Source organism: Pseudonocardia sp. 2-7 (assembly GCF_056341085.1).
In genome coordinates this window covers 897301-919957 of record NZ_CP094507.1, presented here as the reverse complement: position 1 = coordinate 919957, position 22657 = coordinate 897301, and the positions used below count along the sequence as shown (strand labels likewise).

At 71.0% G+C, this 22657-nt stretch carries 25 protein-coding genes and 3 pseudogenes; 12 read left to right on the top strand and 16 right to left on the bottom strand.

Annotated features, from left to right (window positions below; translation table 11 throughout):
• Positions 1 to 199: 199 nt before the first annotated feature.
• On the top strand, positions 200 to 1270 hold the full coding sequence (locus MTO91_RS04720; RefSeq protein WP_100879679.1) for a 3-deoxy-7-phosphoheptulonate synthase: 1071 nt from the start codon (positions 200 to 202) through the stop codon (positions 1268 to 1270).
• Between the two features lie 11 nt (positions 1271 to 1281).
• Here the strand turns inward: MTO91_RS04720 and MTO91_RS04715 are convergent, their stop codons facing one another.
• From MTO91_RS04715 to MTO91_RS04705, 3 genes are read right to left on the bottom strand one after another with little or no spacing between them, the layout of a single operon-like run.
• Positions 1282 to 1701 carry a YunG family protein gene (locus MTO91_RS04715; RefSeq protein ID WP_083474545.1) on the bottom strand — a complete coding sequence of 140 codons (420 nt, stop codon included), beginning with the start codon at positions 1699 to 1701 and terminating at the stop codon, positions 1282 to 1284.
• A gap of 47 nt (positions 1702 to 1748) precedes the next feature.
• Positions 1749 to 2204 (bottom strand): N-acetyltransferase family protein, encoded by a 456-nt coding sequence (locus tag MTO91_RS04710; protein ID WP_476653894.1) that lies wholly within the window; start codon positions 2202 to 2204, stop codon positions 1749 to 1751.
• 14 nt (positions 2205 to 2218) lie between these two features.
• Positions 2219 to 2710, bottom strand: a complete 492-nt coding sequence (locus tag MTO91_RS04705) for a GNAT family N-acetyltransferase (protein ID WP_346108103.1) — start codon at positions 2708 to 2710, stop codon at positions 2219 to 2221.
• 140 nt (positions 2711 to 2850) lie between these two features.
• Between MTO91_RS04705 and MTO91_RS04700 the strand changes: the two genes are divergently transcribed.
• The 3 genes from MTO91_RS04700 to MTO91_RS04690 all read left to right on the top strand — a co-directional run bounded on the left by MTO91_RS04700 (position 2851) and on the right by MTO91_RS04690 (position 4273).
• On the top strand, positions 2851 to 3006 hold the full coding sequence (locus tag MTO91_RS04700) for a hypothetical protein (RefSeq protein ID WP_168172178.1): 156 nt from the start codon (positions 2851 to 2853) through the stop codon (positions 3004 to 3006).
• 48 nt (positions 3007 to 3054) lie between these two features.
• Positions 3055 to 3654 carry a thermonuclease family protein gene (locus MTO91_RS04695; protein WP_476653893.1) on the top strand — a complete coding sequence of 200 codons (600 nt, stop codon included), beginning with the start codon at positions 3055 to 3057 and terminating at the stop codon, positions 3652 to 3654.
• Positions 3655 to 3715: 61 nt separating this feature from the next.
• Positions 3716 to 4273, top strand: coding sequence for a TetR/AcrR family transcriptional regulator (locus tag MTO91_RS04690; RefSeq protein WP_208819352.1), 558 nt, complete (start codon positions 3716 to 3718; stop codon positions 4271 to 4273).
• An 88-nt stretch (positions 4274 to 4361) separates the two neighbouring features.
• Here the strand turns inward: MTO91_RS04690 and MTO91_RS04685 are convergent, their stop codons facing one another.
• Complete coding sequence (locus MTO91_RS04685; protein ID WP_062400412.1) at positions 4362 to 4991, bottom strand: hypothetical protein; 630 nt, start codon at positions 4989 to 4991, stop codon at positions 4362 to 4364.
• A 657-nt stretch (positions 4992 to 5648) separates the two neighbouring features.
• On the opposite strand from MTO91_RS04685, the gene MTO91_RS04680 reads away from it, so the two are divergent.
• From MTO91_RS04680 to MTO91_RS04670, 3 genes and pseudogenes are all read left to right on the top strand, one after another.
• A complete protein-coding gene (locus MTO91_RS04680; RefSeq protein ID WP_405419200.1) occupies positions 5649 to 6107 on the top strand; it encodes a GNAT family N-acetyltransferase in 459 nt (152 codons plus the stop codon).
• Positions 6108 to 6129: 22 nt separating this feature from the next.
• A pseudogene (locus MTO91_RS04675) lies at positions 6130 to 6765 on the top strand (RCC1 domain-containing protein); the annotation flags it as partial.
• A 475-nt stretch (positions 6766 to 7240) separates the two neighbouring features.
• A complete protein-coding gene (locus tag MTO91_RS04670; RefSeq protein WP_476653892.1) occupies positions 7241 to 8074 on the top strand; it encodes an SCO6745 family protein in 834 nt (277 codons plus the stop codon).
• Positions 8075 to 8081: 7 nt separating this feature from the next.
• On the opposite strand, the gene MTO91_RS04665 is transcribed toward MTO91_RS04670, so the two are convergent.
• Positions 8082 to 8642 carry a TetR/AcrR family transcriptional regulator gene (locus MTO91_RS04665; RefSeq protein ID WP_062400408.1) on the bottom strand — a complete coding sequence of 187 codons (561 nt, stop codon included), beginning with the start codon at positions 8640 to 8642 and terminating at the stop codon, positions 8082 to 8084.
• A gap of 90 nt (positions 8643 to 8732) precedes the next feature.
• Between MTO91_RS04665 and MTO91_RS04660 the strand changes: the two genes are divergently transcribed.
• Positions 8733 to 9194 (top strand): nuclear transport factor 2 family protein, encoded by a 462-nt coding sequence (locus MTO91_RS04660; RefSeq protein ID WP_476653891.1) that lies wholly within the window; start codon positions 8733 to 8735, stop codon positions 9192 to 9194.
• 6 nt (positions 9195 to 9200) lie between these two features.
• Here the strand turns inward: MTO91_RS04660 and MTO91_RS04655 are convergent, their stop codons facing one another.
• The 3 genes from MTO91_RS04655 to MTO91_RS04645 form a co-directional block, all read right to left on the bottom strand.
• Positions 9201 to 9638 (bottom strand): BLUF domain-containing protein, encoded by a 438-nt coding sequence (locus tag MTO91_RS04655; protein ID WP_476653890.1) that lies wholly within the window; start codon positions 9636 to 9638, stop codon positions 9201 to 9203.
• 156 nt (positions 9639 to 9794) lie between these two features.
• Positions 9795 to 10124: a hypothetical protein gene (locus tag MTO91_RS04650; RefSeq protein WP_476653889.1), complete on the bottom strand. Its 330-nt coding sequence runs from the start codon at positions 10122 to 10124 to the stop codon at positions 9795 to 9797.
• A gap of 49 nt (positions 10125 to 10173) precedes the next feature.
• Positions 10174 to 10623: a hypothetical protein gene (locus tag MTO91_RS04645; RefSeq protein ID WP_476653888.1), complete on the bottom strand. Its 450-nt coding sequence runs from the start codon at positions 10621 to 10623 to the stop codon at positions 10174 to 10176.
• Positions 10624 to 10871: 248 nt separating this feature from the next.
• On the opposite strand from MTO91_RS04645, the gene MTO91_RS04640 reads away from it, so the two are divergent.
• Positions 10872 to 11765: a mycobacterial-type methylenetetrahydrofolate reductase gene (locus tag MTO91_RS04640; RefSeq protein ID WP_476653887.1), complete on the top strand. Its 894-nt coding sequence runs from the start codon at positions 10872 to 10874 to the stop codon at positions 11763 to 11765.
• A gap of 260 nt (positions 11766 to 12025) precedes the next feature.
• On the opposite strand, the gene MTO91_RS04635 is transcribed toward MTO91_RS04640, so the two are convergent.
• Entirely contained in the window at positions 12026 to 12571 is a 546-nt protein-coding gene (locus MTO91_RS04635) for a hypothetical protein (RefSeq protein ID WP_476653886.1), read from the bottom strand.
• Between the two features lie 426 nt (positions 12572 to 12997).
• Entirely contained in the window at positions 12998 to 13948 is a 951-nt protein-coding gene (locus MTO91_RS04630; RefSeq protein ID WP_476653885.1) for a hypothetical protein, read from the bottom strand.
• Positions 13949 to 14537: 589 nt separating this feature from the next.
• Here MTO91_RS04630 and MTO91_RS04625 point away from each other — a divergent pair.
• Together MTO91_RS04625 and MTO91_RS04620 are read left to right on the top strand one after the other, a co-directional pair.
• Positions 14538 to 15794 carry an IS256 family transposase gene (locus MTO91_RS04625; RefSeq protein WP_476653884.1) on the top strand — a complete coding sequence of 419 codons (1257 nt, stop codon included), beginning with the start codon at positions 14538 to 14540 and terminating at the stop codon, positions 15792 to 15794.
• 170 nt (positions 15795 to 15964) lie between these two features.
• Positions 15965 to 16723 (top strand): putative RNA methyltransferase, encoded by a 759-nt coding sequence (locus MTO91_RS04620; RefSeq protein ID WP_476653883.1) that lies wholly within the window; start codon positions 15965 to 15967, stop codon positions 16721 to 16723.
• Here the strand turns inward: MTO91_RS04620 and MTO91_RS04615 are convergent.
• The 5 genes and pseudogenes from MTO91_RS04615 to MTO91_RS04595 form a co-directional block, all read right to left on the bottom strand.
• Positions 16608 to 17363 (bottom strand): annotated as a pseudogene (locus MTO91_RS04615) (IS256 family transposase); the annotation flags it as partial. The gene MTO91_RS04620 and the pseudogene MTO91_RS04615 sit on opposite strands and share 116 nt — an antisense overlap.
• Positions 17364 to 17373: 10 nt before the next feature.
• Positions 17374 to 18276 carry an IS30 family transposase gene (locus MTO91_RS04610; RefSeq protein ID WP_476654809.1) on the bottom strand — a complete coding sequence of 301 codons (903 nt, stop codon included), beginning with the start codon at positions 18274 to 18276 and terminating at the stop codon, positions 17374 to 17376.
• A 24-nt stretch (positions 18277 to 18300) separates the two neighbouring features.
• Positions 18301 to 19581, bottom strand: coding sequence for an ISL3 family transposase (locus MTO91_RS04605; RefSeq protein WP_476652282.1), 1281 nt, complete (start codon positions 19579 to 19581; stop codon positions 18301 to 18303).
• Between the two features lie 134 nt (positions 19582 to 19715).
• Complete coding sequence (locus MTO91_RS04600; RefSeq protein ID WP_476653882.1) at positions 19716 to 19892, bottom strand: helix-turn-helix domain-containing protein; 177 nt, start codon at positions 19890 to 19892, stop codon at positions 19716 to 19718.
• A gap of 197 nt (positions 19893 to 20089) precedes the next feature.
• Positions 20090 to 20578: pseudogene (locus tag MTO91_RS04595) on the bottom strand (transposase); the annotation flags it as partial.
• Positions 20579 to 20724: 146 nt separating this feature from the next.
• On the opposite strand from MTO91_RS04595, the gene MTO91_RS04590 reads away from it, so the two are divergent.
• The gene (locus MTO91_RS04590) at positions 20725 to 21531 is read left to right on the top strand and encodes a tyrosine-type recombinase/integrase (RefSeq protein WP_476653881.1); all 807 of its coding nucleotides are present in this window, start codon (positions 20725 to 20727) and stop codon (positions 21529 to 21531) included.
• Between the two features lie 28 nt (positions 21532 to 21559).
• On the opposite strand, the gene ychF is transcribed toward MTO91_RS04590, so the two are convergent.
• Positions 21560 to 22633 (bottom strand): redox-regulated ATPase YchF, encoded by a 1074-nt coding sequence (gene ychF / locus MTO91_RS04585; RefSeq protein WP_476653880.1) that lies wholly within the window; start codon positions 22631 to 22633, stop codon positions 21560 to 21562.
• Positions 22634 to 22657: the final 24 nt, after the last annotated feature.

The following is a 22657-nucleotide window of genomic DNA, read 5'->3' as shown; positions in this document are numbered from 1 at the left end:
TGCCGGTGGTACCACGCCTGCCGTCGGCGTGGGGTACGGTCGCCACGTGCTGAACGCGTACTACTGGTTTCGCCGGCCGGCCCGGGATGGGCTGGCAGGTGCCGTAGCGCGCTGACCTCCATCCCCTCGAGCCGGCATTCCAGACCGGCTCGGTCGAGGTGATCCGGGGCGGTCCGCCGGGTAAGGACCACCGACTCCGATGAGTGCGAGCACCACCCCCCTGCAGGTCGCCCCGACCGACGACCGCCGCATCGAGCGGATCAGCCCGCTGATCTCGCCCGCACTGCTGCGGCACGACCTGCCCTGCGACCCCCGGGTCGCCGAGACCGTCACCCGCGGCCGCGCCGCGGTCACCGACATCCTCGACGGCGACGACGACCGCCTGCTCGTCGTCGTCGGGCCGTGCTCGGTGCACGACCCGGACGCCGCCCTGGACTACGCCCACCGCCTCGCCGCCCGGGCCGAGGAGCTGTCCGGTGAGCTGTGCGTGGTCATGCGTACCTACTTCGAGAAGCCGCGCACGACCGTCGGCTGGAAGGGCCTGATCAACGACCCGGGCCTGGACGGCACCTTCGACGTGAATCGCGGACTGCGCACCGCGCGCACGCTGCTGCTCGACATCTCCGCGCTCGGGCTGCCGGTCGGCTGCGAGTTCCTCGACCCGATCACCCCGCAGTACATCGCCGACGTGGTCACCTGGGGCTCGATCGGCGCCCGCACCGCGGAGAGCCAGGTGCACCGCCAGCTGGTCAGCGGCCTGTCGATGCCGGTCGGGATCAAGAACGCCACCGACGGCGACATCCGCGCCGCGATCGACGGGATGCGCGCGGCCGCGGCGTCGCACGTGTTCATGGGGGTGAACGCCGACGGGCTCGCCGGCCTGGTCACCACCACCGGCAACCCGGACACCCACGTCATCCTGCGCGGCGGGGCCACCCCCAACTACTCGGCCGCCGACGTCGCCGCGACCGCCGACGGGCTGCGTGCGGCGGGCCTGCCGGAGCGTGTCGTCGTCGACGCCAGCCACGGCAACAGCGGCAAGGACCACGTGCGGCAGGCCGGCGTCGTCGCGGAGCTGGCCGAGCGGATCGCGACCGGCGAGCGGGCCGTCACCGGGCTGATGATGGAGAGCTTCCTGGAGGCGGGACGCCAGGAGCTGGGCCCGGACATGGTCCGCGGCCGCTCGGTGACCGACGCCTGCATGTCCTGGGGCACCACCGACGAGCTGCTGGGCACGCTCGCCGACGCCGTGCGCCGCGGCCGCCGCTGAGCCCCGGCCGCTCACCCCGGGCCGTCCAGCCGGTCGAGGACCCGCCGGCGCAGCAGCTCGTACTGCGCGCGGCAGCGCCGCGGCGGGCCCTCCGGGCGCACGACCACCCGGGGCGGGTGGACCGTCTCCCCCGGGCCGAACTGGTCCCGGGTGAGGTCCACCTCGGCGCCGCCGGGCAGCCGGTTCCACCAGTGGTAGCCCTGCAGCCGGCCGTCGGCCTGCCACACCTCGGCCAGCAGCAGGTCACCGCCGAACAGGTCGTGCAGGACCAGCGCCGTCGCCCCGCACTGGCCCCGCGACGGACGGTCCGGGGTCCAGCCGGTGACGTCCGCGACATCGCAGGTGTCGCGGCCCCAGGAGGCGCGCAGCGCGGCGGCCACCCGGGCCGGGACGGGTGGCGAGGCCGGGGGCGACGGCAGGGCGCTGGTCATGGCTTCGACGCTACGACCGACCCCCGACAGTTCCGCGTCGCCGCAGGTCAGCCGACCGGCGGAGCGAGGTGCCTGGCCATCAGGACGTCGTCGACGGCGACCCCGTCGATCACGAACTCGGCGCGCAGCACGCCCTCCTCGACGAACCCGCAGCGGCGGTACAGCCCGCGGGCCCGGGTGTTCGGGCCGAGGACGCGCAGCGTGACCTTGCGGCCGCCGCTGTCGCGGGCGCGGGCCACCGCGGCGTCGACCAGCGCGCGGCCGGTGTTCCTGGGGTGTACCGCCAGCCCGCCGATGCCGCGGACGTGGTCGTGCGCCGGGACCGCGGGCGGAGCGGCCCCGACGATCACGTAGCCGGCCACGGCGCCGTGGTCGGCGGCGACGAGCACGTCCCCGACCGGGGTCCGGTCGAGGAACGGCTCGGGCCGCGGCGGGGCCGGGCTGACCTCCGCGGTCCAGGTCAGGGCGTCGATCCGGGTCAGCCCGGGGTCGTCGGAGGGCACCGCGGGCCGGACGGTCAGCACCGCGGGGCCGGACGGCCGACGGGCCGGTCCATCCGGGTCTCGCTGATGCCGTCGGGCCGCTCGACGACACCCCGGTCGACGAACCCGAGCCGCCGGTAGAACGCCGCGGCGCGGTCGTTGCCGATCACCACGTGCAGTGCCAGCGTCCGGGCGCCCCATCCGGCGGCGCGGTCGAGGACGGCGTCGACGAGCGCGGTCGCGGCGTCGCCCCCGCGCGCGTGCGGGGCGACCCACAGGGCGATGAGGTCGGCGACGCCGTCGCCGTCCGGCGGGACGGCCACGACCTGCCCGGCGGGGCGGCCGCCGACCTCGACCACCAGGTACCGGCCGGGCGCGGCCAGCCGGTCGCGCCACTCCCGCTCCCCCGCGCCGAGCCAGTCGGTGAGCCGGCTGTGGAACGCGTCGGGGGCCTCGGCCAGGGCGGCGAGGCGCAGGTCGCGCCAGGTCTCCCAGTCGTCGGGTCCCAGCTCCCGGACGGTGATCACGCATGGCCTCCCGGACGGACGGAGGCGCCGAACCTAGCAGCGCCCCGGAGCGGTCCCGCCGCGTGTCCGGCGATCGACAATCCTGATGAGGTTGGTCCGGACGGCGCAACATCGGCCCGCTGTCCGGCGAGAGGACCGGCATGACCGCGCCGCGCCGCCGCACCCGTCCCACCGGACCCCGCCTGCTGCTGGCCGGCGCCGTCCTCGCGCTCGCCCTGTTCGGGACCGGGGTCGCCGGGCCCGCCTCCGCGGGCACCGGCTGTTCCGCGGCCTGGACCGCGGCCGGATGTCCCTGATCCCGCCCGACAGGCAACCGGACGCCCGATTCGGTACGAACTCCAGTCATGCTGCCCGAACCGCGCCACCGCGCCCGGACACTCCAGTCCGCCTGGTCCACCGGCCCACGCCGCATGATCACGATGCTGACCGTGCTGGCGCTGGTCGCCCTCGGAATCGTCGGGGGGCTCACGATCGGCCGGATGTCCGACGGCCCGGCCCTGGCCGGCGAACCGGGGACGGCCGCGCTCGGCCCGCTCACCGGCCCGCCGACGTTGTACGGGCGGGTGCAGCGCGTCGTGGACCCGGCGACGGTCGTGGTGGACGTCGGGGGCCGTCCGGTGACGGTGTCGGTGATCGGCGTGGACACCGCCTCGACGCCGCCGTGCGCGCGGGCCGACGCGCAGCGGTTCGCCCAGGGCTTCCTCGACGGTCAGGAGGTCACGCTGGTACCGGACCCGACGCTGCCCGCCCCGGCGGCGGACGCCCCGACCTGGCCCGCGTACGTCGTGGTCGGGACGCAGCAGTCCTACACCGACGCGGCGCTCGTCGCGGGCTGGGTGGGCCCGGGGCAGGGCCGCTACCGGCCGGGCTTCGAGGCCGGGCAGCGCATCGCGCAGGACCGGCGGGCCGGCATGTGGGGGCCGCCGTGCAACCGGACGTCCTGACCGGGCGGCGACGCGGTGGGCCGCCGCACCCGGGCGTCACCCGTTCGGCAGAATGGTGAGCGTGGATCCCCGGGCGGTGCGCACGCGACGACGTCTCCAGGACGCGCTGCTCGCGCTGGCCAGGGAGCGCACCCTCGAGTCGATCACGATCGCCGACGTCGCGGAGCACGCGTCGGTGAACCGCAGCAGCTTCTACCAGCACTACACCGACAAGGAGATGCTGCTGGCCGACGCGCTCGCCAACCGGGCGGCGGACGCCGGGGCGGACCTGTCGGATCTGTCGATGGACGACATCGGGCCCGAGCCGCCCGCGGCGCTGCTGCGCTGGTTCATCCATCTGGCCGAGCACGCCCCGCTGTACCGGCAGGCGCTCGGCGGTGCCGCGGCGCCGGACGCCGCGGCCGGGATGCGCCGGCGGATGCAGTCGGTCGTCGCCGACACGACGGTGCGGCTGGGTGTCTCCGAGGACGCGTTCGGCATGCCGCTGGACGTGTTCGCCGCCGGCCTGACCTGGACACTGCTCGGGGTCGCGGCCAGCTGGCTGGAACGCGACCCGCTGCCCCCACCCGACGTCGCGGCCGGGTGGGCGTGGCGGATGCTGGTCCGCCGGGACTTCTGAGCTCCGCTCGGAGGGACCGGTCGGCCGTACCGCCCGGGCCGAGTCAAGCGGCCCGGGCGGTACGCGCCTCGCGGGTGTCCCGCGGAGCTCAGCCCTGGACGATGCCGGAGTTGCCCTGGTCGACCGTGGTGGTGGACTGCGACACCGGGCCGCTGGACAGCAGGCCGCCGATGTTGATCGACGGGTTGACGGTGGCCGCGACGTCGATCAGGCCGCCGCGCTGCGAGGCGTGCCCGCCACCGCCGTGCGTGCCGCCGGACTGCAGGATCCCGCTGTTGGAGTCGTCGACGGTGGTGGTCGACTGCTGCACCGGGCCGGAGTTCAGGATGCCGCCGATGTTGGCCGACGGGCTGACGTCCAGGCCCAGCCCGACCAGGTCGTCGACCTGCACGGCGTCGCCCGCGCCGCAGCCGCTCTGCACGATGCCGGAGTTGGACCGGTCGAGCTTCGTGGTGTGCTGGGAGACCGCACCCTGGTTCAGGATGCCGCCGACGTTCAGCTGCGGGTCGACGGCCGCGTCGAGGCCGAGCAGGCCACCCTTCTGCGAGGCGGACGACGGTGCGCAGTCGCGGCCCTTGTCGTGGTGCTTGCCGCCGTCGCCGTAGTCACCGGCGAAGGCCATTCCGGCCGAGCCCAGGACCAGCGGGACGGACAGGACGCCGGCGGTGGCGATCCGCCGGGCGTTACGACGGGCGGGGGTCGTCTCGGGGGCGTTCATGGCACTCCTTCTGTGGCGATGTGATCCGGCCGTCGAACTGACACTCCGTCACTGGCCGGTGCCGCAGAACGTACGGACGCCGATCACCGAAGCGAGAGCACCCCCTCGTTCGGGCGGCATTATGCCTGTTTCCGTTCGCCCGAACCGACCTTTCGCCGCTGACCAACTACACACAGTGCTATCCGTCAGGTGTCGTTTAGCTACTCTCCGTAGAAGATCGACAGCTCGCCGATCGTTACAGAAAGGCATTGAGAAGTGGGATGTATCACATCAGCGCAACGACGGGGCGGAACGGGCGTCTCTAGCTCCCGGAGTCACCGCCGGACCCGCCCGGTAGCCCTCCGACACCCGCGACCACCTGCGGGAATGGGCCGTACGGCGCGACCGGACTCGACCGTTCGTCGCGCCGGGCGCGGCCGTCGGGTGTGTATCGATCGCCGAACGGCGGCACGGGACGGGGCTGGACAGCCTTTCGCACCAGACTGTCGCACGTCGGCGCGGTCCCTCACGATGGTCAACGACGTGGTCCGTCCGGAGTAACGCTGTCGGTGCAGATCACTCCTCCGCCGGGTCATCCCGCCGCCGTGCGGGCCGCGACGGCGCCCGCCGGCCGGAAACCCGGTGACGCACCGGACGGGTGACCGCGATCCTGGGCGGGTGCACATCGGACTGAGGCGCCTCGACGAGTCCCTGCTGGCGGCGTTGTGCGACACGGCGGCGGCCGGGGCGGACCCGCTCGAGGTGATGCCCCCGGTGCCCGGCCCACCCGGCTGGACCACGCCGCGGCGCGCGGCGTTCGTCGCGTTCCACCGGGAGCGGTCGGTCGCGGCGCAGGTGCCGGTGGAGCGGACCTGGGCCGTCGTCGTCGACGGGGAGGTGGCCGGGGCGGCGCGGCTGGAACCGGTCGAGGGCGGCGAGGAGGCCGGGATCTGGCTGGCCCGGCCGTGGCGGGGCCGCGGGGTCGGCGGGGCGGTGCTCCGGATGCTCGTGGCACGCGCCGACGGCCCGGTCGTCGCGGAGACGACCCCGGCGAACGCCGCGGCGGTCGCGGTGCTGCGCGGACTGGGCGCGGACGTGACCGTCGACGACGACGCCGTGCACGGCCGGCTGGGCTGAGCCGGCCGTGCATCCTGGCGACATGGGCGTCCTCGCCGCGGGCCGGCGGCACTCGGCCGGGCTGCGGGCGGACGGGACCGTCGTCGCGGTCGGGGACGGCCGCGCCGGGGAGTGCGCCGTCGACGGCTGGACCGGCGTCGTCGCCGTCGCGGTGGGGAACGTCCACACCGCCCGCAACACCGGCCGCACGCACACCGTCGGGCTGCGCGCCGACGGCACGGTCCTGGCCACCGGCCGCGACGACGACGGCGAGTGCGCCGTCGCCGGCTGGCACGGGGTCGTCGCGGTCGCCGCGGGGTGGCGCCGCACGCTGGGGCTGCGCGCCGACGGCACCGTGCTCGCCGCGGGCCGCGCCGCCGAGGGCGCGTGCGCGGTCGGCGGATGGCGCGGGGTCCGGGGCCTGAGCTGCGGCGACTGGCACTCCGTCGGGCTGTGTGAGGACGGCACCGCGGTCGCCACCGGCAACGACCGGTACGGCCAGTGCGCGGTCGGCGGATGGCACGACCTGGTCGCGGTGTCGGCCGGGTACCTGCACACCGTGGGGCTGCGGACCGACGGCACGGTCGTGACCACCGGGCGGGGTGGCGGCGACGTCGCGGGGTGGCACGACGTCATCGCCGTGTCCGCGGGCAGCGGACACACGGTGGGGCTGCGCGCGGACGGGACGGCCGTCGCCGCCGGGGACGACGACCTCGGACAGTGCGCCGTCGGGACCTGGCGGGACGTGGTCGCGGTCGCCGCCGGGTCGGCGCACACGATCGGCCTGCGGGCCGACGGGACCGTCGTCGCCGCGCGGGCGAGGGCTCCGACGGCCGCTGCGACGTCGACGGCTGGACCCTCGCCGTCACCGCGCCGGGCGGATCCTCGGGTGCGCGATCGTCCCGTCGGGGCGGGTGAGGCCGCACGCGAGCCGGACCGGGCCGTCCGGGGGTCCCCGGCGACGTCGGCCGCCCGGGGCGCCCACCCGACCGGGCACGGGCCGCGCGTCGACGGACCGGTGCACGAGGCCTGCCTCGCCGGGCCCCGCGCCACCGGCGACGCCGCCGCGGGGTGCACCGGGACCGGCCGGCCGGTGTCCACCGCCCGGCCCGGGTGGCCGATCAGTTCCGGACGCCCGCCCGGTCGTACCGGTCATGTCCTCCGCACACACCGCACGCCGCATGTTCGGGCTGACCGAGCCGATCTGCCTGGCCACCTACCTCGCCGACGAGCCGAACGAGGAGCTGGCCGCGCTCGGCCACCGCACCTACTGGGACGGCTACTTCGCGAGCCGGGCCGCGCCGCTCGGCCGGGTCCCGGCCGAGGTCGTGCACGCGGCGTTCTACAGCTTCGCCGACGGCGAGGCCGCCCGGCACATCCCGAGCGCCTGGGTGACGGTCCCGCCGGAGGAGTCCTTCGCCGCGTGGCGACGGGGCAGCGTCGCGGCACTGCGCCGGATCCTCGGCGCCGAGTTGTCCGGGTCGCCCGGCGTGGCCCGGGCCGCCGACCTGCTCACCACCGCCGCGACGAGCGCCCCCACCGAGGGCAGGGTGATGTACGCGGGGATGCGCACCCTGGAGGTCCCCGGCGACCCGCTGACCCGGCTGTGGCAGTCCGCGACGACGCTGCGCGAGCACCGCGGCGACGGGCACGTCACCGCCCTGCTCGCCGAGCGGGTCGGCGGTACCGAGGCCCACCTGCTGTCCGCGCTGGACATGGGCATCCACCCGCCGGAGACGTTCGGGCGCGTGCACCACCTGCCGGCGGCCCGGCTGGCCGATGTCATGTCCGGGCTGCGGCGACGCGGCCTGGTCGACGACGAGGGACGGCTCACCGACGCGGGCCGGGACGTCACGGCGCGCGTGGAGGCGCTGACCGACGAGCTCGCCGCGCCGCCGTACGCGTCCCTGTCCGACGCGGAGCTCGACGAGCTGGTCGCGGAGCTGGAGCCGCTGTCCGCGGTGATGTCGGCGGCCTGGGCGCAGTGACCGCCGGTCAGGGCAGCAGCGCCGCCACCGCCGCCCGCGCCTGCCGTGCCGGCTCCGGGCTCCCGCCGATCGCCGCGGTCACCATCGCCCCCTCCGCGAGCAGGCAGACCGGCTCGACGGGATCCACCCCGGCCGCCGACGCCCACTCCCCGAGCTGCCGGTGGAACAGCTCCTTGTGGCTGCGCACCTCGCGCAGCACCGGCTCCGAGGTGCTGCCGAGCTCGCCGTAGGCGTTGATCCACGCGCAGCCGCGGAACCCGGGCCGGGCGAACCACTCCCCCAGCCAGTCGAAGACGGCGAGCAGCCGCCGCCGCGGGTCCCCCACCCGGGTCACGTACGCCGCCAGGTCGCCCCGCCAGCGCTCGTCGCGCCGACGGAGCACCGCGACGACGAGGTCCTCCTTGGTCGCGAAGTCCCGGTAGATCCGCGTGAGCGGGAGCCCCGACGCCGACCTGACCCGGTCCATCCCGACGGCTCGGATGCCGCGCTCGTAGAACAGCAGCTCCGCTGCGTCCAGCAGGCCGTCCCGGTCGAGACGGGCCTGCTCCTCGGTGATGGCCGCGGGCACCGATGACCTCCTTGACATCGAGAACGATCGTTCCCTACCTTACCGGAGCAGATCGAGAACGCTCGTTCTCGACTGACCGAGGAGACAGTCGTGACCGATGGCCGTCCGCCCTACCCGCCGTTCACCGCGGAGACCGCACGCCAGAAGGTGCAGGCCGCCGAGGACGCCTGGAACACCCGGGACCCCGAGCGCGTCGCGGGCGCGTACACACCGGACTCGGTGTGGCGCAACCGCGACACCTTCGCCACCGGCCGGCAGGAGATCGTCGAGCTGCTGACGGCGAAGTGGCAGCGCGAGCAGGACTACGCGCTGCGCAAGAGCCTCTGGGCGTTCGACGACAACCGCATCGCCGTCCGATTCCAGTACGAGTCCCGCGACGCCGACGGCCGATGGTGGCGCAGCTACGGCAACGAGCTGTGGGAGTTCGACGAGCAGGGACTCATGCGGCGGCGCGAGGCCAGCATCAACGACGTCCCGATCACCGAGGCGGAGCGGCGGATCCACGGTCCGCGCCCCGAGTCCGAGCGGGGTGTCGACATCCCGCTGCGGTGAGCCGGGTCAGACCGAGTCCGCCCCGATGGTGTTCCGCATCCGCGTGAGCAGCTCCTGCTGCTCACGCCCGGGCTGGTCCGGTGCGGCGGGCCGGATGCGGCCGTCGACGTCGTGCAGCGGGATGTCCGAGCGCCCGAGCACCGAGATGCGGGCCATCGACCAGCGCGAGAACACCCGGGCCTGGGCCGTCGTCGACTCGACGACCGACACATCGGTGTGCCGGTCGTCCTCCCGGATCTTCTCGAACAGCCCGGTGACGACCGTCTCGTCGCCCTCCAGGGTCTGGACGAACCAGTCGTCGGAGATCAGCAGCGCACCGGTGACACCGGCCTTCTTGTTCTTCGACCGGGCCACGTCGAAGATCTCGGCGAGGACCTCGTCGCGGCGCTCGCGCGGCACGGTGCTGTGACTGCGGTAGATCAACCGGTGGACCTGCTCGGCCATGTGGCTTCCCCCGCGTCGGTCGGGCCGCGTCACCGGATCGGGCGCGGAACCGTCACGAGCCCGGATCCCGGGTGATCGTCACGGATGATCCGACCGTAGTGGCGTGGGACACACTGCGGCGTCGCCATATGAGACAACCTGTCGGACGAGAGACCGTCAGCGGGTCCCGTCGAACCGGACGTCCACCCGGACCTGCCGTCCGTCCCGCACCGCCACACCGTGGCCCGGCCGTTCCGCACCGTCGACCCGGACCCGCAGCGGCGCGCCCTCGCCGGTGAAGTTGCGCCACCAGTTCTTGCGGTCCGGCAGCTCGACGCGGATGACGCCGCCGTCGCCCTCGGGCCGGAAGGCCACGGGGAGCCGGAACTCGGTGCCGGAGCGGCGGCCGGCGTAGCTGATCTCCGTCATCGCACCGAGGCGGCCGGAGCGCGCGAGCGGCGTGACGACGGTGTTGACGACCCGGGCCACGCGCTGGAGGAGGTTCACGCTCCGCCAGGGTAGCCGCGGACGACCGGCGCCGTCCGTGCCGCGACGGTCAGCAGTCGCCCCGGGGCGCCAGGCCCCGCTCGCACAGGTACTGCATCTGGGTCTCGCCGCTGGTCGGCGCCCGGCCCGCGGACGTGCCCGGGTCGAGGTACCCCTGGTAGGCCGAGCACGACGGGTCGAACCGGCCGGCCGCCATCGCCCGTGCCGCGCAGTCGTCGCCGGACGTCGCCGCCCGGCCCTCCTCCGCCGCCCGCGCCTCGGCGGCCGCGGCCCGGTCCATGGCCCGGCGGGCCGCGACGATCGCGCCGTCCGCCGCCGCACCCGGCACGGACGAGCCCGTCCCGGCTCGGGGCAGCACACCGGTGGCGGGTGCGAACGACGCGGACACCGAGGCGGCCGCGGGCTCCGGGGTGGTGGCCCGCTCGGCGCCGGACGCGGCGGCGCACGCGCTGGTGGCGAACACGGCGGCGACGACGGCCGCCACGGCGAAGCGGCCCATGCCCATCGTCGTCCCCCCAGCCGGTCACGCCGGCCCCGCCCCGGGGCCCGGCCCACAGTGTCGTGGGTGGTGCGACGACGGTCAGCGTGTACGCCGGATCGTCACCCCTTCTGATGAGGACGACGGGCGGGACTGACCGAGGAGCACTCCAGGGCCATCGAGCACCTCACGCCGACTACGGTCGAGATCGACCGAACGTCTACAACCGGACACCTGCCCGAGGGTGGCGGTTCGGAAGGAGCGACCCCATGGCTCTTGAGACTATTGCTTTCGAGCTGGTGGCGCCGAACGTCGAACTCGGTCGGCAGCGCGCCGTCGAGGAGGCGGGCAAGGTCCTGGAGCACTCGGCAGCGAGTGGCATGCAGGATCGCATCGGGCACATTCTGATCCCCGGCATGATCGAGGAGGACAACGACCGTCCGGTCGCGATGAAGCCGAAGATGGATGTCCTCGACTTCTGGTCGACGATCTCGCCCGAGCTTCCGGACCTCCGGGGCCTGTGCACCCAAGTGACTTCGTTCATGGCCGAGCCAGAGTTGACCCAGCGGCTAAGTGCGCTGCGCGGCGCAGGCATGGAGGGCGTTGTCTTCGTGGGTGTCCCACGGACGATGAACGACGGCGAGGGGTCGGGAGTGGCCCCCGTCGACGCGCTGGCTACCTACACAGATCTGGTACCCGAGCGTGGCGGAGTCGTCATTCCAACCCGCGATGGCGAGGTCGGTAGGTTCAACTTCAAGTGCGACCAAGGCGCGACCTTCGGCCTGACGCAGCTGCTGTTCTCCGACTGGATCGTCGAGTTCCTCCGCGACTTCGCCGCGCAGAGCCCGCACCGGCCGGAGCTGCTGTTGTCCTTCGGCTTCGTGCCCCAAGCCGAGAACCGGGTCAACCTGATCAACTGGTTGATTCAGGATCCCGGCAACCCCTTGGTTGCTGAGGAGCAGGCCTTCGTGACCAAGCTCGCTGACGGGGAGCCTGCCGAGAAGCGCACGATGCTGCTCGAGCTCTACAAGCGGGTCGTCGACGGGGTGCTCGAACTCGGATTTCCCGTCAGCCTGCATCTTGAAGCCCCGTACGGTGCCAGCGCACCAGCTTTCGAAACCTTCGCTGCCATGCTCGACTACTGGGCTCCGGACACCGCGTGACGTCTACGAAGCAGTACCAGCGTCACGGCCGCGATCTACCGGCCATGCGACCGCGTCATCGAACAGAGTCACGATTCCTGGCGCATCTTCAGGTCACGCAATCCGGACCGCGAGTACAGCGTGGTTCGGCGCGCGCAAGTCGGGGGCGCCCCTTGCCAGCTTAGGTCTGCTCGAACCTCGACACAGCTCCCGGCTGTGCCATCCCGTCGACAGCTGCAAGCCGGCCGCTGTCGTTGACTGGCTCTGGGACCAACCTTCCATCACGCGCGATTCACGGCGGCGGGATCGCGCTGCGACTCTTGTGCATGATCGACAAATTTGGTGCGGGCGTCGCGGGCCGTCTTGTTCGCGGCCGAGAAGGCGCCCCACTTCGCGTTGCCCGGACCGCCTTGACGAGCCCGATGCCAGTTGTCGCACACGTCAGCTACCTCACCGATCGCAGACTGCGCTTCTGTTGCCGCATCGGCGATAGGCTTCGGCCCGGCGATCTCGACTGTGGCGGTTGCGCGTACCAGGTCGTGCCATGCGGCCAGGTACCGCCCGTGCAACTCGCTATAGTCGTCGCGCGACATCATCCCGCTGTCGAGTGCGACGGCCACCTCTCGTGCTAGGTCTAGGAACGCCGACGCGTTGGTCAGGAACGAGACACTTGCCTCTCGCCGTACGTCATTCTGCCGTTCGATCCGGCCAGCAGCTGCCTGCAGTCGCTGACCGCGAGCCGTCAACCAGCTAGCTCCGAACGCACCAGCAGCGCCAACTATCACGCCTGCCAAACCGATGAACCCTGTGATCAGTTGTACCGCCACGGGGACACCCAACCACTCACGCGGCCGTTAGGCGAGCAGGCCTATGTGAACACTTCGTCCCGAATGCGGTTCCTGCGGGTGGCGACGTACCGGGTGGTGCTATTCCGGTTGGTCAGCGTGATAGGTAGTACCCGCTCGTGTCGGAAAGTGCCGGGCGTCGTGATGCGTTCCCGCCGCCGCGCTGGCGGTCTTGATCTTGACCGCGCGGGCTTCCGAGCGCCATCTCCTCGACCTGGCATCGCCCGACCGCGCGGTGGTCTGGGCACATCCCGCCGCCCCGCCGTGAGCGACCTTGCAGGCATGCGCCTGGACCACCGTGTGGTAGCCCTCCGAGACCAGCCTGCCCGGCGAGGGCGTCCGCGGTTGTTGGCGGTCTGTGCTTGACCCCGGCCGACGTTGCCCGCGGGGCTGTCTGCCCCGAGTCATTCACGGCGCTACGGGGCCAGCAACCAGGTACCAAACGATTGCAACGAGTATCAAGGCGGCCAACGCTCCCGCAATAGCACCATTTCTAAGGTGAGTTAGACGATCGGGTATTTTGACAGTAGTAGCAGCCTCGGCTGCTCGGTCTAGCAGTACGGCATTGTCCGCTGCAACCTTCGAGGCAATCAAAAGTTTCTGGACATTGCGCTCCAGGTCGGGTAGCGACTGCATCACGTTCGCGAATTCGCGTACATCACCGAGGAGTGCGGAGTTTGAGCCAGCAGCTTCCCTTAGCTCGTCGACGGCACGAGCTAGCACCGCCGCATGATCCGGAATCCGTGCGACTTCGTCTGTTGCCGATAACAGAATGCTGACATGGTCGGGAAGGATATTTAGAGGCCTGGCGGAGTTGCTCAGCATTGGCACGTAGTCAGGCATAAGCTGCAGACTGCGTGCAGAGTCCGCGAGAACTGGGGCATAGTCAGAGACGACGCCGAAGGCGCGCGCTGACTCTGCCAGGGAGCCGACAAGGTCCGCATCCAGGTACGGCCGGCTTAAGGTTTGGTCGACCAGGACTCTCAACAGCGAGACGGACTCGGAGGCGACTCCCTCGACCGCGCGGATGGCCCCCAATAGCTCGCGCCTAGTCTCGCCTATAACGTCCGCCAAGTTCTCGGCGAGCAATTCTTTCAGGTCGATTTCTGTGAGGCTTCGAAGGAGCGGCGCTAGGTTCTGTTCACGCCGCTCCTTCCAGGATCGGAGTGTTGCAGCTTTGAAGGCGTTCCCCGTTGGCTTATTATCAACCAATTTGTGGTGGTACACGCAAAGCAGTATGAGGTTGTCAAACGCACGCCTATCATCGTCCGTCATGTCCGATCGCCACCGCGGGCCGTTCTTGCTGGCAGCATTAATGTGAGCGATTTCCACAAGGACGATTGGCACGTCGTCCGCCATGCGAACGACTCGCTCCGGGCAGTCGGGGGCGTAGCATTGTCCCATGCTCAGCGTAAACAGGGCCTTTTTGGTTGGCTCACTGTAGTCGCGCGGTCCCATGTGCTGCGCCCCCTTGCTTTGAATCTCTCCAGCCGTCGGTGGAGCATCGCCTACGCAGTCCCGGCGCGTTACCGGTCGCGGCACCAACTTGGCAGCCGCGCGCCGACCGGGGACCGGCCGGAGGCCGCAGCCCCGGTCGGCGCTTGCGGCTGCAAGGGGCAGAGGGCCGCGCGCCGCCGGAGGCGGCGCCTTGATACCGAATGGAAGGTCTAGACACGGCGAGCGCTGATGCCGTTGTCGTGTCCCGGCTGATGCTTGACGTTCCGGTCTCACCTGATGCTTGACGTTCGGGCGCGGACCGAGCAGGTACGGTCAGGGGCATGTGGCTCCCGCTCGCGAAGCGCCCCCGTACCGCCTGAGGCGGTGCACCCAGAGTGGCGTCCACCAAGGTGGTGTGCGACCGGCTCGGTGACGGGCGAGGCATCGTGTAGGGCGGCCACCGCGTGATCTTCTGAACGCCTCTCACAGCCAACAGGAGATGGATCACGCGATGACCGCGCCCTCCAGTATCGACCCCACCGAGTTCCTGCACGAGCAGCTGTCCCAGGCGAGTCCCGACCTGCTGCGCCAGATGGTGACCACGTTCATCAACACCCTCATGTCCGCCGATGCCGACTCGGTGTGCGGAGCCGCCTGGGGCCAGCGCTCCGAGCAGCGGACGAACACCCGCAACGGCTACCGCCACCGCGACTTCGACACCCGCGCCGGCACCATCGACGTGGCAATCCCGAAGCTGCGCAACGGCTCCTACTTCCCCGACTGGTTACTGGAACGCCGCCGCCGCGCCGAGCGAGCGCTCACGACGGTGGTCGCGACCTGCTACCTGCTCGGGGTCTCGACCCGGCGCATGGAGAAGCTCGTCGAGTCCCTGGGCATCACCCGGCTGTCGAAGTCCCAGGTCTCGATCATGGCCGCCGACCTCGACGACCAGGTCGAGCAGTTCCGGACCCGCCCGCTCGACCAGGGCCCCTACACCTTCGTCGCCGCTGACGCCCTGGTCGTGAAGGTGCGCGAGGACGGGCGGGTGGTCAACCTCCACGCCCTGCTCGCCACCGGGGTCAACGGTGACGGGCACCGGGAGATCCTCGGCCTGCAGGTCACCTCCGCCGAGGACGGCGCCGGCTGGCTGGGGTTCTTCCGCGACCTGACCGCCCGCGGTATGTCCGGGGTCAAGCTCGTCACCAGCGACGCCCACCAGGGCCTTGTCGCCGCGATCGGGGCGACGTTGCCCGGCGCGGCCTGGCAGCGCTGCAGGACCCACTACGCGGCGAACCTGATGGCCGCGACCCCGAAGTCCTCCTGGCCGTGGGTGCGGGCGCTGCTGCACTCGGTCTACGACCAGCCCGACGCCGCGAGCGTCCACGCACAGTTCGACCGGGTCCTCGACGCACTCTGCGAGAAGCTGCCGAAGGTCTCCGAGCACCTCGACACCGCGCGTGCCGACGTCCTGGCCTTCACCAGCTTCCCGAAGGAGGTCTGGCGCCAGATCTGGTCGAACAACCCCAGCGAGCGACTCAACCGCGAGATCCGTCGCCGCACCGACGTGGTCGGGATCTTCCCCGACCGCGACTCCCTGATCCGCCTGGTCGGCGCCGTTCTGGCCGAACAGCACGACGAATGGGCCGAAGGACGCCGCTACCTCGGCCTCGACGTCCTGGCCCGCGCCCGCGTCACACCCGTCCCCGACACCCCGACCGGCACCGAGGAGGTGACCCCCACCCACACGATCCCGGCGCTCAGCGCCTGACAGAACAGAAGATCACGCGGCAGCCGTCACACACCACACCAGCGGACTTGACCGCGCCCAGCCGTCCGACCCTGGTAGGTCCGACGGCCTCTCACCCGTGCCGACATGGGCTTGTCGTGTAGACGTGACACCGCCGCATTCCCGCTTCCACACCCAGGGACTGCGCGACTGTGGAGACCTCCCCTGCCGTCGGCTGCCACGCTGACGGCTCTTCCCGATACCCGACCTCGCTGGACGCCGTTCTCGAACGGCTCCGGTGCCCGTTGTGCCACGCCGCCGTACTGCGCCGAGACAACAGGACCGTCCTCTGCCAGAGAGGCCATTCCTTCGACATCGCCCGCCAGGGCTACCTCACGCTGCTGTCGGGTCGACGCCGCCACCGTGGAGACACCGCGGAGATGGTGACGGCCCGCGACTCGTTCCTGGGCCAGGGCCACTACGACGCCCTGCGTTCGACCATCACAGCGTTCGCCGCCGAGCACGCCCCACGGCAGAGCAGGCTCGTCGCTGACCTCGCCGGAGGCACCGGCTTCTACCTCGCCTCCGCTCTCGATGCTCTTCCGGACGCGTGGGGCGCGACCCTCGACCTGTCGGCTGCAGCCCTACGGCGGGCGAGCCGCGCCCATCCGAGGGCCGCCGCCATCGGAGCGGACATGTGGCAACCGCTGCCGCTCGCGTCACGGTCAGCCGATGTAGTGCTGAACGTCTTCGGCCCACGGACACCGGACGAGATCGACCGCGTGCTGACCGGTGGCGGGGTCCTGATCATCGCGAGGGACTGTCAAGTTTCCGGTGTAACTGAGGTTGGTCGGGTTACGTGCGTCCGGCGGACAGGCGTCCGTCGAAGGCGATGTCGAAGGCGTTCAGGGCGGGCTTCCAGCGGATCGACCACCGGTGCTGCCCGGTGCCGGTGGGGTCGAGACTCATGATCGCCATGTAGACGCACTTGAGCGCGGCGGCCTCGTTCGGGAAGTGCCCGCGGGCCTTGACCGCCCGCCGGATCCGGGCGTTCACGCTCTCGATCGCGTTCGTCGTGCAGATGATCTTGCGGATCTCGACGTCGAACCCCAGGAACGGCACGAACTCGGCCCAGGCGTTCTCCCAGAGCCGCACGATCGCCGGATACCGCTCACCCCAGGCCTCGCAGAACTCCAGGAACCGCTCGGTCGCCGCGGCTTCGGTGGGTGCGGTGTAGACCGGTCGCAGGGCCTTGGCGATCGCGTCGTAGTGCTGGCGGCCGGCGTAGCGGAAGCTGTTGCGCAGCAGGTGCACCACGCAGGTCTGGGTGATAGTGGCGGGCCAGACCGCGCCGATCGCATCCGGCAGCCCCGCCAGGCCGTCACAGACAACCATGAGCACGTCACCGACGCCGCGGTTACGGATCTCGGTGAGTACGTGCAGCCAGTACTTCGCGCCCTCGCCGCCGCTGCTGGGGTCCCCGGCCCAGAGCCCGAGGATCTCCCGGCGGCCCTCACAGGTCACCGCGAGCGCGACATAGATGGGCCGGTTCGCGACCTTCCCGTCGCGGATCTTGACGTGGATCGCGTCGATGAAGATCACCGGGTAGACCGGGCGGATTTTATTGGTCGTTGCGAATTTTCTTATCGAGTTGGCGTCGCTTCCAGCGGTTGATTTCCTGATCCGGGGTCCGGTCATTCAGGCAGAGCCGGGGTCGGTCATTGAGTTCGTCGGCGATCACCTGCAGCTCCCCGGGAGCGACTTTTCCGATGTCAGTTCCCTTCGGCAGGTACTGCCGGAGCAGTCCGTTGGTGTTCTCGTTAGTTCCGCGTTGCCAGGGCGCGTGCGGGTCGGCGAAGTATATCTTCAATCCGGTATTCTTTTCAACTCTGTCGTGGTGGAACATCTCGTTTCCTTGATCCCAGGTCAACGTACGGCGCAGTGCCACCGGTAGTGCACGGAAGGCTTCGCTCAGCGCGTCAGCGACGGCGATTGCTGAATGACCGTGGGGCAGCGGGACAAGGATGGTGAAGCGGGTCTTGCGTTCGACAAGTGTCGCGACCGCGGTGCCACGGACCGATCCGTGGATCAGATCTCCTTCCCAGTGCCCGATCTCGCGGCGGGACTCCACTCCTGCCGGCCGGTCGTGGATCGACTTCATGGCGGTGCACTGCTTGAGTGCGCCGTCACGGGAACGGCCCCGACCACGGCGCCGGCGGTAGGTTCGTGCCGTGCGCAGCAGCGGAGAACGCTGCTGGGTTACGGGCCGGATGCGTCCTTGGTACACCGCCTCGTAGATCGTCTCGGCACACACGTGCCAGGCGGTGCGGCGTGGATATCGCCGGCGCAGCCACCTGCTGACCTGGGCGGGCGACCACCGCCGGTCAAGTTTTGCGGCGACGATCTCGCGCAGATCCGCGTCGGTCATGAAACGCCGGGGCTTCGGGCGTTTCCGCCGGAGGTGCGCTTGATTGTGCGCGTACCAGGGCTGGTAGGTCCCATCATCTTTTCGATTACGTGCAATCTCGCGATACAGGCTCTTCCGGATTTAGAGTGCGAGCGCTCCGCAGTGCAGTAGCGACCGGATCCGATAATTGATCAGGTTGCGGAAGCCCATGGCGTTGCGGCGGAGGGCTTCGAGTCGGCCGTTGATGGCCTCGGTGGGGCCGTTCGAGGCGCGATGGGAGAAGTAGGCCAGGATGTCGACGCGGCGCCGGTGCAAGGTTCGGCCGAGTGTGGTGAGCTCGTCGAGCCCGGGCGGTAGCCCGGTGCGTAGCCGGTAGATCACGCCGCTGAGCAATGCTTTGCCGCGTCGGCGGTCCTGGTCGGCGTAGGCGGCGATGATCTGCTGGTAGGCCCACCAGGTGACCTCGACCGCGACGTGCTCGTCGGCGGCGAAGACCGCCTCAAGCCGGGTGCGTTGGCGGTCGGTGAGCAGTCCGAGGCGGGTCCGCAGGGTCCGCCGTGCCCGGTAGAGCGGGTCACCGGTGCGGCCTCGGTGGCCGAGGGTGTCGTGCTGGACACGTTGGCGACACAGGTCGAGCTTGTGCCCGGCCAGGGCGACGACGTGGAACGGGTCCATCACCGTGACCGCATCGGGCAACGCGTCGGTGGCGGCGTTCTTGTAGCCGCCGAAACCGTCCATCGCCACGACCCGGACCCCGTCGCGGAAGGCCGGGTCGCGGGCGTCGAGCCAGGTCTTCAGGGCCGCCGCCGAGCGGCCCGGGACCAGGTCGAGCAGCCGCGCACGGCCGTGGCCTGCGACGACATCGGTGAGGTCGGTGATCACGGTGACGAACCCGTCTCCGTCGGCGCCGAACACGTGCGCCCACTTGTGCTCGTCGACCCCGATCACCCGCACCCCGTCCAGGCGGGCCGGCCCGGCGGAGCGCAGCAGCTGCTCGGTCGCGGCGACCGCGACGCTGTTCACGGTGTCCCAGCTGCGGCCCAGCTCACGGGCGACCGCGGCGACCGTCGCCTTGTCGATCGCCAAGCGGCGCAACACGTACTCCGCGCAGCGCCGGGTCGTGGACGCACCGGGACGGGCCAGGCGGGTCGAGTCGTGGGCGAAGATCTCGCGGGCGCAGTCATCGTGGACACACCGGTAGCGCGGCACCCGGACCCGCAGTTGCAGCGGATGGCCGACCACCGGGACGTCGCTGACGCGGCGCTCGGTGCTGTCGCGGTAGATCCCGGTCAGTCCGCACCCCGGGCAGGCGCCGGGCCCGTCGGTGAGCAGGTCGCACCACAGCACCGTGGTCTCCCCGGCCAGGGCGGCGTCGGTGATCCGCACCCCGAGCTCGACGGTACGGATGATCGTGTCGGCCACGATCTGGGCAGGCGGGCACGTAGGCTGCGACATCGGGTCCCCGGGATCGTTGCTGATGTTGGCGTAGGAACCGTCATCATCAACTTCTCGGGGCCCGCCTCACCGCAGCGACACGACCCCACCCGCGCGGTCGATCACGCCCTCACCTGCACTCCATTTCCGGAAGAGCCGCGATACACGGACTGATAGCTCTTCCCGATCCGCGCGGCGATCACCTTCACCGGCTCGTCGGCGGCCAGTCCGTCGGCTATTTCGATCCGGTCGTCCTGACTAAAGTAGCGCTTGCTGATCGGGCGGTCGGTCATGTGCACGCGGCCAGCTTCGACGAACCAGACAGATCCGCAGCTGAGCGACACGCCGACCTCGCGCGCCGCTACCGACCCACGTACTCCGGACCGGATTAGCTCGAAATAGCGGCGCTTCTTATCTGTCGGCATCTTGTTCGGCGCGAAGCGTGGCATGTGAACCCTCCGTCGTGAGGATTCGCGACGACCATTGGACTCCGTCCCGGGTCGAGTGGCCGGTTCTGCCACTCGACCATCGCCTCGATGACCTTGTCGGTGATCGTCGAGATCGTCTGCCGGGACACCTGGGCGCCGTAGACCTCGGCCAGGTGAGCCTGGACCTCCCCGGTGGTCAGGCCCTTCGCCGACAGCGACAGCACGAGCTCGTCGACCCCGGACATGCGGCGCTGCCGCTTGGCGACGATCTTCGGGGTGAACGAGCCGTCCCGGTCCCGGGGCACATCGAGCTCGACCGGCCCGGCCTCGGTCAGCACGGTCTTCGACCGGTGACCGTTGCGAGAGTTCCCGCCGTCACGGCCGGCCGGGTCGTGGGACTCGTAGCCGAGGTGATCGGTGATCTCACCTTCCAGAGCGGATTCCAGGACCCGCTTGGTCAGCTGCGCGAGCAGACCATTCTCCCCGGTCAGCTCCAGCCCGTTCGCCCGTGCCCGGCCGGCGAGCTGGGCGATCAGCTGCTCATCGACAGGGTCCAGCCCGGCTGGGCCTGCACCCTCGGCCGGGCCGTCGGTTACCGCGTCGAGGTCAACCACCGGCTCGTCTGCCAGGTCTGTCATCGGGTCCACACTCCTTGATCGGAGTTACACCGATGTTCTTACAGTCCCAGCTGTGGGTCAAGGAGATGCAGACCGCCGACCGTGGCCCTGATCGCGATCCCGGGCTCGCGCCGGGGACCATCCGGACCCGGGTGAACAACGTCCGAGCGGTGCTGCGTGGGGCGGTCAAGGACCGGATCCTGGCAGCCGATCCGAGTGAGGGCGTCAAGCTCCCTCGCGCTCGTCGGGCTGACGTCTCGATGGAGGTGCCGACCTCGGACGAGGTGCGCGACTTCCTGGATGCAGCCGACCCGCGGTTCGCGTGCTTCATCGCCCTGTGCGCTTTCGCCGGCCTACGGCTCGGGGAGGCGGCAGCGGTCCAGGTCGGCGATTTCGACCTACCGGAACGGCGGCTCGTGGTTCGACGACAGGTGCAGCGGGCGAACAACCAGGCCGTCGAGATCCGGGCGCCCAAGTACGGCAGCGAGCGCACGGTCTTCCTCGCCGACGGCCTGGTCGCCGTCGTCCGCACGCACCTTGACGGGTTGGCCGGCCGCGGGTCGGACCGATGGCTGTTCCGGGGAGAGAACGGCAACCCACCGCACCAGAACACGGTCGGCTACTGGTGGCGCAAGACCCGGCGCGACGCCGGGCACCCGACAGTCCGCCTGCACGATCTGCGGCACTACTTCGCCTCGGGTCTGATCGCGGCGGGCTGCGACGTGGTGACCGTGCAACGGGCGCTCGGACACTCCAGCGCGACCGTCACCCTGAGCACCTACGCGCACCTGTGGCCGACCGCAGAGGACCGGACACGAGCCGCTGCGGATTCGATGCTGACGGCCGTCCTCGGCGCTACTGACGAACCGGTGACGAACACACCGGAGCCTTAAGGCTCTGCCCAGCGGAAACGGGGCCGGGTCAGACGTTGAAGCGGAACTCGACCACGTCGCCGTCGTGCATGACGTAGTCCTTCCCCTCCATCCGCACCTTGCCCGCGGCCTTCGCGGCGTTCATCGACCCCGCGGCGACCAGGTCGTCGAAGGAGACGATCTCGGCCTTGATGAAGCCCCGCTCGAAGTCGGTGTGGATGACCCCGGCCGCCTGCGGCGCGGTGGCGCCCTGCGGGATGGTCCAGGCGCGCGACTCCTTGGGCCCGGCGGTCAGGTAGGTCTGCAGCCCGAGGGTGGAGAACCCGGCCCGGGCGAGCTGGGCCAGGCCCGGCTCGTCCTGCCCGATGGACTCCAGGAGCTCGGCGGCGGAGGAGTCGTCGAGCTCCAGCAGCTCGGCCTCGACCTTGGCGTCGAGGAAGACCGCCTGGGCGGGGGCGACGAGCTCGGTGAGCTCCTTGCGCCGGGCGTCGTCGGTGAGGACGGCCTCGTCGGCGTTGAAGACGTAGAGGAACGGCTTCGTGGTGAGCAGGGTCAGCTCGCGCAGCAGCTCGGTGTCGGCGTCGGCCTGGAACAGCGTCCGGCCCTCGTTGAGGATCGCGACGGCGGCGTGCGCGGCGTCCAGGACCGGCTTGCGGTCCTTCTGGGTGCGGGCCTCCTTCTCCAGCCGCGGGATCGCCTTCTCCAGCGTCTGCAGGTCGGCCAGGACCAGCTCGGTCGCGATCGTCTCGATGTCGCTCGCGGCGTCGATGCGGCCGTCGACGTGCACCACGTCCGGGTCGTCGAAGACGCGCACGACCTGGCAGATCGCGTCGGACTCACGGATGTTCGCGAGGAACTTGTTGCCCAGGCCCGCGCCCTCGGACGCGCCCTTGACGATGCCGGCGATGTCGACGAAGGACACCGACGCCGGGATGATCTTCTCCGACGAGAAGATCTCGGCCAGCGTCCCCAGGCGCGCGTCGGGGAGCAGGACGACGCCGACGTTGGGCTCGATCGTCGCGAACGGGTAGTTCGCGGCGAGCACGTCGTTGCGGGTCAGCGCGTTGAACAGGGTCGACTTGCCGACGTTGGGCAGGCCGACGATGCCGAGGGTGAGGGACACGGACGACCAGGGTAGTCGGCCCTG

What these genes read in the sequence shown, in the direction of transcription:
- MTO91_RS04720 (WP_100879679.1), top strand. Translation starts at nt 200, where the DNA reads ATGAGTGCGAGCACCACCCCCCTGCAGGTCGCCCCGACCGACGACCGC.
- MTO91_RS04715 (WP_083474545.1), bottom strand. Translation starts at nt 1,701, where the DNA reads ATGACCAGCGCCCTGCCGTCGCCCCCGGCCTCGCCACCCGTCCCGGCC.
- MTO91_RS04700 (WP_168172178.1), top strand. Translation starts at nt 2,851, where the DNA reads ATGACCGCGCCGCGCCGCCGCACCCGTCCCACCGGACCCCGCCTGCTG.
- MTO91_RS04695 (WP_476653893.1), top strand. Translation starts at nt 3,055, where the DNA reads ATGCTGCCCGAACCGCGCCACCGCGCCCGGACACTCCAGTCCGCCTGG.
- MTO91_RS04685 (WP_062400412.1), bottom strand. Translation starts at nt 4,991, where the DNA reads ATGAACGCCCCCGAGACGACCCCCGCCCGTCGTAACGCCCGGCGGATC.
- MTO91_RS04670 (WP_476653892.1), top strand. Translation starts at nt 7,241, where the DNA reads ATGTCCTCCGCACACACCGCACGCCGCATGTTCGGGCTGACCGAGCCG.
- MTO91_RS04655 (WP_476653890.1), bottom strand. Translation starts at nt 9,638, where the DNA reads ATGGCCGAGCAGGTCCACCGGTTGATCTACCGCAGTCACAGCACCGTG.
- MTO91_RS04645 (WP_476653888.1), bottom strand. Translation starts at nt 10,623, where the DNA reads ATGGGCCGCTTCGCCGTGGCGGCCGTCGTCGCCGCCGTGTTCGCCACC.
- MTO91_RS04640 (WP_476653887.1), top strand. Translation starts at nt 10,872, where the DNA reads ATGGCTCTTGAGACTATTGCTTTCGAGCTGGTGGCGCCGAACGTCGAA.
- MTO91_RS04630 (WP_476653885.1), bottom strand. Translation starts at nt 13,948, where the DNA reads ATGGCGGACGACGTGCCAATCGTCCTTGTGGAAATCGCTCACATTAAT.
- MTO91_RS04625 (WP_476653884.1), top strand. Translation starts at nt 14,538, where the DNA reads ATGACCGCGCCCTCCAGTATCGACCCCACCGAGTTCCTGCACGAGCAG.
- MTO91_RS04590 (WP_476653881.1), top strand. Translation starts at nt 20,725, where the DNA reads ATGCAGACCGCCGACCGTGGCCCTGATCGCGATCCCGGGCTCGCGCCG.